This is a genomic window from Polaromonas sp. P4_H1 (assembly GCF_056400945.1).
In genome coordinates this window covers 1-538 of record NZ_JBFUKG010000133.1, presented here as the reverse complement: position 1 = coordinate 538, position 538 = coordinate 1, and the positions used below count along the sequence as shown (strand labels likewise).

The 538-nt window shown below is 62.6% G+C and carries 1 protein-coding gene; it reads left to right on the top strand.

All coding sequences use genetic code 11. From position 1 onward, the window contains the following. Positions 1-538, top strand: a 538-nt coding sequence (locus AC1DS5_RS25510; protein WP_477721032.1) for a HAMP domain-containing protein, incomplete at both ends; no start/stop codon positions are given.

Here is a 538-nt window from a genome sequence, read left to right as displayed (position 1 = left end):
CGGCCTGGACACCGCTCACCGTCGACAAGATGAGCACAGCCGTGGTCGTAGCCGAACGCGCGCTGGACGAGGCCAAGAACCACAGCCTTGTGCAGTGGTCTGCTGCGCAACGCTCATTGATCCTGCAACTGGTGCTACTGGGGGCCGCCATCATGCTCGTCGTTGGCGCCATAGTCACTATCACGCGCCGTGTCACCACGCCGCTGCTCACCATCCGCGACGCGATGCTGAAAGTGGCGGGCGGCGATCTCACCGTCGATGCCGGCTATGCCGATCGCCAGGATGAAATCGGCGGGCTGGCCGGTGCGCTGGAGACCTTCAAAAAGCAGGCGATGGAAAAAGCCGAGATCGAGGCGCAGGAACGCCATCGCAATGCCAATGCGAGCCAGCGCCAGCAGGCCGTCGAGCAGTATATCGGCATGTTCGAGATCCAGATGCGCGACACGCTGGGCGCCCTTGGCAGCGCCTCTGACCAAATGAATACGACATCTGACGGCATGGCCACTGTGTCCAGCCAGACCAATGCCCGCGTGCAAGA